This window comes from Mycobacterium scrofulaceum (genome assembly GCF_002086735.1).
Lineage (GTDB): Bacteria > Actinomycetota > Actinomycetes > Mycobacteriales > Mycobacteriaceae > Mycobacterium > Mycobacterium scrofulaceum.
Genome location: NZ_MVIJ01000103.1, coordinates 1 through 6,772, shown reverse-complemented (window position 1 = coordinate 6,772; position 6,772 = coordinate 1). Strand labels below are relative to the sequence as shown.

The following is a 6,772-nucleotide window of genomic DNA, read 5'->3' as shown; positions in this document are numbered from 1 at the left end:
TTCCTGGCGCGCTGGGCGGGGCCGCGGGGTCGTTGCCGATGGATGCGCTGGGCGCGATGGGCCCGCTGGCAAGTCAGTTGGCCGGCCAGGGCGGCGGTGACGGGTTCAAAGACACTGACGCCCACGACCACGGCAAGTCAGACGACTTCCAAGACGCCTCGCATGGCAAAGGGGACGGCGACGGCGGCAAGAACTCTGACGCGACGTCGGGCAAGGACGACACCAGCGACAAGGGCGAGAAGAACGGCACGACCCAGCCAGCGGGCACGACTGCGCCGCAGCCCAGCGGCCAGCCCGCCCCGCCCGCGGCGGTGCCCGCCAGCGTCGGTGGCGAGCCGAGCCGGGTAGTCCAGATGCCCGACGGTTCCCCGGTGACGGCTTCCACTGTCCAGCACGCCGCCGCAGTGCGGGCGGTGTTGAACGGGGCGACGGTCGCCGATGGGTGGAAGCAGGCCCATGTGGAGTTGCCTCCGCCGGGGACCCCGGTGACCGCGCCGGCAGATCCGAGCCATTTGGTACCCGGTCAAATCGCCCAATTCACGAGTCGCGACCCGGTGATGTACATGGGTAATGGCAAAATCTGGCTTGATGGGCAGCTGCAACCGCAAAGCGCACTGCCTACGGGAGATTTTCTGGGCTGGGTCGATCCGCCTCAGCTCACCGGGACGACACCGGTCCCGACCGTGCCGGGTGCGCCAGCACCGGCCGGTCAGCCGGGGATCACGAACACCAGCGGTAGCTAGATGTGGGCCAACGATGCGGGAGTCGCGGTGACCGACGAGCAGCAGGAAGTACTTCCCACTGTCGCTGAATGGTCCGCCGATGGCGCGTTGATGGTCGAGCTGGATTGGCAGGGTCAGGGGTTGCGGGTCCAGCTCGAGCCCGAGGTGATGCGATCGTGGACCGCTGACATGCTGGCGGATCGGATTGTGCGGCTGCACCGGCTGGCGTTGATGCGAGCACGCGCCGAACAGCGCATGCGCATCATTGAGGACAGCGGTGCTGCCCTGCCGACCACGCCGGGCTGGCCGAGTTTGACCGACGTCGAAGAATATCGGCGAACCATCGATTTTTAATTCGTGACCGATGCGCAGGCCGTTGAGCCGTTGTTAGGCTTAGCAAATAGCCAAGTTCTATGGGAGGTGTGCGGTGGCCGGCGACGACGTGAAGCTGGATTTCGATGAGTGGGACCAGCACGCGCAGTGGTGGGATCAAGAGGCGCCGCGGGTGCGCGAGCGCCTGACCGTCGATCCCGGCACCGCCGAAAGCATGGGTCAACGCTTCGGCGACATTGGGTGGGAAGTTCGTGAGGCGTTGAACGAGACGCTGCAGGCGCGGTCAGCGGCGGGCCGGTCGCTGGGGCAGTATTGCGAGGGTGTGGCTGGCCATATTCGGTCGAGCATTTCTTCTTACCAGCAGACCGAAGAGGCCAGCCAGCAAATTTTGAAGACGTAACTCGAAGGCTACTTGGTGGCGGATTCAGTACGCGTCGATACCGAGGTCGTGCGGGCGGCAGGCCGGCAGGCCGAGGCCGCTGGTGGCGCCGCAACGCCGGGCTCGAATCATGTACAGCCCAGCGCTGCCGACATGGTGTCGGTGGGCGCGAGCACGCGTTTCACCGCCCAGGTGAGTTTGGCGCGCAAATACACGGCAATGGCCAATGTGTTGGCGCGCCAGTTCGGGGTGAAGCTGGATGCCAGCGCCTCGGCCTACGACGAGCAGGAAGTGCGCTCGGCCGCGACGCTGGGACGCGGCGGTGGTGCGGCCGCGGCCGTGCCGGCCGGGTACACCGGCGCGCCGGGTCATGTGGTGCCGGCGGATCTCGTGACGGGCGGGCTGGGCACGGATCTGCCCGCCGGTGAGGTGCCGGCGAGCCCGCGTGACGTCGCTCGTTTGATCGAGACCGGTCGCGCCGGCACGGGCAAAAAGACGTGGGAGGCCGTGGAGACCAGCCTGCGCTCGGAGGCTAAGCAGCTCGACGACGCCGCCGATAAACTCGGCCAAGCGATCGGCACCACCGGTAACGGCTGGCAGGCCCAGTCCGCCGATGCGGCCACGACCCGGATGCGCGCGTTGCAAACCTGGTATCAGGGTCACGCCAAGTATGTGCAGGGCCTGGCTGATCAGGCCAAGGCTCATGTGCAGAACTTCTCCAAAGCGCTCACCGATGTCCCGCCGTATCGCCACGTGCTTGACGCGGAGCGCGAGCTCAAGGCGGCGCTGCAGTCCAATGCGCGCACCGGTGGCGCCCAACGGGTGGCCGTCGTCAAGGCGCAGGTCAAGGTCAGCAAGCTCTATCAGGCTTCGACGACGGGGTTTAGCACCTATACCTTTGCCGAAGCGGCACCGAGTAACCCGAAGATGCCTGTGCCGCCGCCGGATGCTCCCACTTCGACTGTGCCCCCTGCTGTTCCACCTGCTGGTCCCGGCGATGGCCCGGTGGGGCCGCCGCAGCCGCAGCACTCGCCCAAAGGCGCGCCCTTGCAGCCGGTGCAGGGCGGTCCAGGTGTCGGTGAGAATCTGACTGCCGGGCCGACGTGGCCGCCTGGGGCCGTTGATCCCAGCGGCCCGGCTAATCCGCTGGCGGATGCGCTGCCGCAGACGGCCGGGGGCCTGCCCTCGGAAGTCGTTCCCGGCATCATCGGTGGCGTGGTCGGCGGCTTGGGTGGCTTGCTCGGTGGCCTGGCCGCAGCGCCGCAAAAGGCGCTGCAGGGTTTGGAGCAGGCGGCCGGGCCGATGATGAGTGGCTTGGGTCAGCATCCGCAAGGCGGTGAGCCGCAGCACGGCGGGGAGCAGTCGCCGCAATCCCCAGAGCCTCCGGCAGGTGATCTACCTTCTCCCGGGGATCTCGGCGCCGGTGGCGGCGGAGGCGACACAGAGCCGGCGGGTGGGGGAGACATGCCACTGGCCGCGCCTACCGAGGTGGCGTCCGCACCGCCGGCGGCCGCACCCGCCTCTGCGCCCTCGGCGCCGACACCGGCGGAGGCGCCTGCACCGGCGATGGGCGCAGTGGGTCCGATGATGCCGCCCATGCGGGGAACCGGGGAGGGCGCCGGCCCGAACAACAAGCAGCTCTACCAGGAACGCAAGTTGAAAGTGGTGGCGCCGGCCAACAGTGAGCCGGTGAAGAACCGTCGAGAAGGCCGCGCTAAACCCACTGATCGGAAGAACCCGTGAGCACACCGCAGGAACGAATCGCCGCCGTCGACCAGGGGCTGCGCGTAACGCGGGCGCTGGTGGCCGAACTCAACGCCGCCGCGCACAACATGCGAGAACAGGACCCGATCAGCGACGTAGTGATGCCGACGTTCGACGGGGACGGGTATCTGTGCGATCTGTTCATCGCGCCGACCGCGCTGGCCGATTACACCTACACGGGCCTGGAAGATTTGATCACCGAAGTGCTCAGCGAGGGCACGCAAAGACTGCGTGAGGTGGCTCAGGCCGCGATTGACCGGTACTGGGGGCCGGAATCGTCCTGGCATGAACTCAAGGTGCTGCGCGACGAATGGTGATTCCGGTTGGAAAAACCATGGCGCGCAGAAGAATTGGTGAATGAGGGCGCCGAGCAGGCGATACCGGCAATGCGAAAAAGCCGATGTATCAACGCCACAACGTCTTCAGGCTTAGGTGACGGGCAGCCGTCTGAGAAAACAGCTTGGAATCATGGGGGCACTGCCGAGGCAATCGAATGTGTTCTCAGGTGGTCTGTCGACGCGCCCGGATAGCGGTGTGCCGTCGGCGTCGAACACATCTGTCTCGCAGGCAATTTCGCGAATAGTCATAGTTAGTAGTCCTTAGGGCAAGGGCAGCGGCGGGCCGCGGGCGCGGTCGCTACGGGGTTTATCTGTCGACCGCGGCGGGGTGGGTGTAGAGGTGGGCGATCAGTTCGACCCATCGACAGGCGTCCTCGCGACGTGCTGCCAGTACATGCGCGGGCGGCAGTTGGGTGGCGGTGCACCCGGAGCTGGCCACCGCCGTGGTCAGGTACAGCCGCCAATAGAGATGGCCGGCGGGTTTGAAGGCTCCGCAAATCACCGACGTGTCGTGGTCCAACACTGTGATGCGTTCGGTGCCGTTGTCATCGACGCTGGTGACTACGGGGTGCTCTGCAACGACGGAGCTCATGACATGCCTCCTATGCCGCGCCGGCGTGAAAGATCAGCGGTTCGTCGTCGACATCGTCGGTGTCGTCGGTGTCGTCGAGGTCTGGCAGCGGGGCGACTCGCAGGTCACCGAGTTCGGCTTGGCGGCGCTGCTCGAACTGGGCGGCCAGCCGCGCATAGACCGGCTTGAGTTCCTTGGGTTGGGCGCCGGGCAGCATGATGCCGCCCCAGATTCCGTGAGTGGCTCCGGTGGCCACGGCGTTGTAGCCGCAACGGCCGCGGAAGGGGCATTCGGCGCAGCGCTTGATGGCGCGGTGTTTGGCGCGCGGGTCAAAGAAGAGCTCGGGGTCTTCTTGGCAGGCCACGTGCTGGCTGGTCTGGAAGAGGCGCACATCAGCGCGCATCTGGAAGGACGCAAACGGTCTGGCGTTGGCGCGGGTGTCGGCGGCGGGGGCGAGGTTGATCGTCATTGGAGGCGTCCTTCCCTTGGTAGGTGCTGGGCTTCTTCACTGAGGCGGTACGCCCGTGAATTACCGATAATCTAACAGAGTTTTTAGCGGTTTTAGCGGTTTAACCGCTAAAATTCTGGGATGGGTACCCGCACGTGCGCTCGCAGCGAGCACCAGCACACGGTGTCACCGCATGTCAGACCGTGTTTCATGGTTGAGCCGGCGCTGCTCAACGCATCGGCGACCCAAACCGCTGAATCACCTGTTTTAGCGGCGCGGATGGGGAAATCTGGCGGTTTGTCGGGCAAGATACGGGTCATGTCCTGGGAGCAGCTCGCCGACGAAGTTCGACTTCGCCGCAAACAACTGAAGCTGACCCAGCCCGACGTCGCCGAACGCGCCGGCATGTCGGTAGCCACCGTGCGTGCGGTGGAAACCAACCGCTCAGGCCGACTCACCCGCCGGCTACGCCGAGCCCTAGAGCGTGCGCTGGAATGGCAGGACGGCAGCGTCGACGCCGTCTTAGGCGGCAACGCGCCTCGAGCGGTCACTACCGCCGGCACCATCGCCGTGCCACCGGCCGTCAGCGCGGACACCGCGAGGGCCGCCGCCGAACGATTCGCTGTCGCTCATCGACTGGTCAAAATGCGCCATGCGTTCCTCGAGCATCGCGACCACATGTCCGAGGCCGCCCGCGCCGCGATGGATGACGAATTCAGCACGGCCTCACGCGAAACCGAGGAGGCGCTGATCTGGATGCTGCCCTGGCTCGCCGATGCCGAGCGCACCGAAGCGATCCGACTTTTAGCCGAACTCAGAGAGATCCGCCCGTGAGTCGTCGACGCGGAGCGGCACCATGGGCGGCCACCAGCATGCCTATCATCCGGCGGCAGTGGTGCTATGCCATGGAGGCCGCCGCGGATCTGACATTTGAGGAGTACCGCAACGCATTGCCGCCCGGCGCTCCACCTGAGCGCGTCGCGCAAATGAGGAAGATCGAGCGGCTTATAGATAAGTTCGCCGCCACTGCCGACACGATACGAACCGAAGCGGCGGCGCTACGTACCGCCGAGCTGTACTGGGTCTCACGCGACATGGTCGACGTGGTGCTCGAAGCGTCAAAGTCGTTGCCGGAGTGGACACCTGAGGCGGCAATGCCAGCCGCGACCGGCCTTTTATGTTGGGCGAAATCCGCCGACACCGTCTCTAGTGGTGTGCCCACCCAAGAGGCGGTCGAAATGGACCTCAACAGGCCTGGAGTCACCGCGCGCCCCCTTGACCGCGAGGTCGCGACGATCATCGACATTCCCTGGGACGCGGTCTGGTGGTGGCGAAGGCCAGATGGGCTGTTGCAGCTCACGCCAGCCTCACGCGCTGAGCAGAACGCCGCCGTGCTGCGCATGGCCAACACGAGCTCGCCGCTATGGGGCGCTCACACCATCATGATTCGGCCCGATGTGCCGCGCACCGGGGAAGCCAACGGTGGAGAAAGCGCGTACCCGTTCATCAGCGCCCTGGGCGCGGCCTGGCTGCTCATGGGCCAAACCAACATCGCCGAGACACGAACAATCGGCCCGACTCCCGAGCCGCGCCCGCGGCCCGACCCAACTGCAGGCACCGATACGGCGGCCCCGGTGCCGCCGCGGCCTTCCCTGGTAACCATCGTCGACATACTGCGCGCCCAAAGACAGTCGCGGGCGGCGGACTCGGGCCGAACCTATAGCCATCGGTTCCCGGTGTCTGGACACTGGCGCCAGCAGGCTTGCGGGCCGGGGCTCTCGCAACGAAAACCACGCTATATAGGCGACTACCTGAAGGGCCCGGCCGACGCCCCGCTGATCGCCCCGAAAACCCGAGTACATGTGCTTCGCGGAAAACGAGGAGCCCGCTAGTCGGCGGGCTATGTCACATCGAAAAGGTACGGTGCGGTCAGTGTCAGGGTGAGGTCGCCGCTTGTTGCGGTGGTTGGATCCTGATCATCTGGTGTCTGGCTCTTACGGTGAGTGCCGTCTTTGGATTGGCGTCCATGCGTTTTGTCGGCACCAGGTGTGAAGGACCGGCCGGCGTGACTTGATAGGAGCGTGGCATCGCCCCCACTGAGATGTGTCCGCCGACCGGCCCAACCGTCACCTCACAGTGAATGGAGGCAACCACCATGGTTGTTGTTGGAGCCGATGTACACAAGCGCACGCACACCTTTGTCGCGGTCGACGAGGT

Annotated in this window: 8 protein-coding genes and 1 pseudogene; 7 read left to right on the top strand and 2 right to left on the bottom strand. The window is 65.8% G+C overall.

Annotated elements, in window-relative coordinates; translation table 11 throughout:
- The 5 genes and pseudogenes from BST44_RS30250 to BST44_RS28540 form a co-directional block, all read left to right on the top strand.
- Nucleotides 1-743 (top strand): annotated as a pseudogene (locus BST44_RS30250) (DUF4226 domain-containing protein); the annotation flags it as partial.
- Between the two features lie 27 nt (nucleotides 744-770).
- Entirely contained in the window at nucleotides 771-1,076 is a 306-nt protein-coding gene (locus BST44_RS28555; RefSeq protein WP_133058051.1) for a hypothetical protein, read from the top strand.
- A gap of 73 nt (nucleotides 1,077-1,149) precedes the next feature.
- The gene (locus BST44_RS28550) at nucleotides 1,150-1,455 is read left to right on the top strand and encodes a type VII secretion target (RefSeq protein WP_047323881.1); all 306 of its coding nucleotides are present in this window, start codon (nucleotides 1,150-1,152) and stop codon (nucleotides 1,453-1,455) included.
- A 15-nt stretch (nucleotides 1,456-1,470) separates the two neighbouring features.
- On the top strand, nucleotides 1,471-3,177 hold the full coding sequence (locus BST44_RS28545; protein WP_047323880.1) for a PE family protein: 1,707 nt from the start codon (nucleotides 1,471-1,473) through the stop codon (nucleotides 3,175-3,177).
- Nucleotides 3,174-3,515, top strand: coding sequence for a hypothetical protein (locus BST44_RS28540; protein ID WP_047323879.1), 342 nt, complete (start codon nucleotides 3,174-3,176; stop codon nucleotides 3,513-3,515). The genes BST44_RS28545 and BST44_RS28540 overlap by 4 nt, the downstream gene beginning before the upstream one ends.
- A 328-nt stretch (nucleotides 3,516-3,843) precedes the next feature.
- Here BST44_RS28540 and BST44_RS28535 read toward each other — a convergent pair whose 3' ends face one another.
- Both BST44_RS28535 and BST44_RS28530 read right to left on the bottom strand, forming a co-directional pair.
- Nucleotides 3,844-4,128, bottom strand: a complete 285-nt coding sequence (locus BST44_RS28535) for a hypothetical protein (protein ID WP_047323878.1) — start codon at nucleotides 4,126-4,128, stop codon at nucleotides 3,844-3,846.
- Nucleotides 4,129-4,138: 10 nt separating this feature from the next.
- Nucleotides 4,139-4,576 (bottom strand): WhiB family transcriptional regulator, encoded by a 438-nt coding sequence (locus BST44_RS28530; protein WP_052955344.1) that lies wholly within the window; start codon nucleotides 4,574-4,576, stop codon nucleotides 4,139-4,141.
- Nucleotides 4,577-4,765: 189 nt separating this feature from the next.
- Here BST44_RS28530 and BST44_RS28525 point away from each other — a divergent pair, with 189 nt between their 5' ends.
- Nucleotides 4,766-5,389 carry a helix-turn-helix domain-containing protein gene (locus tag BST44_RS28525; RefSeq protein WP_158086686.1) on the top strand — a complete coding sequence of 208 codons (624 nt, stop codon included), beginning with the start codon at nucleotides 4,766-4,768 and terminating at the stop codon, nucleotides 5,387-5,389.
- 71 nt (nucleotides 5,390-5,460) lie between these two features.
- Nucleotides 5,461-6,447, top strand: coding sequence for a hypothetical protein (locus BST44_RS28520; RefSeq protein ID WP_232512931.1), 987 nt, complete (start codon nucleotides 5,461-5,463; stop codon nucleotides 6,445-6,447).
- Nucleotides 6,448-6,772: the final 325 nt, after the last annotated feature.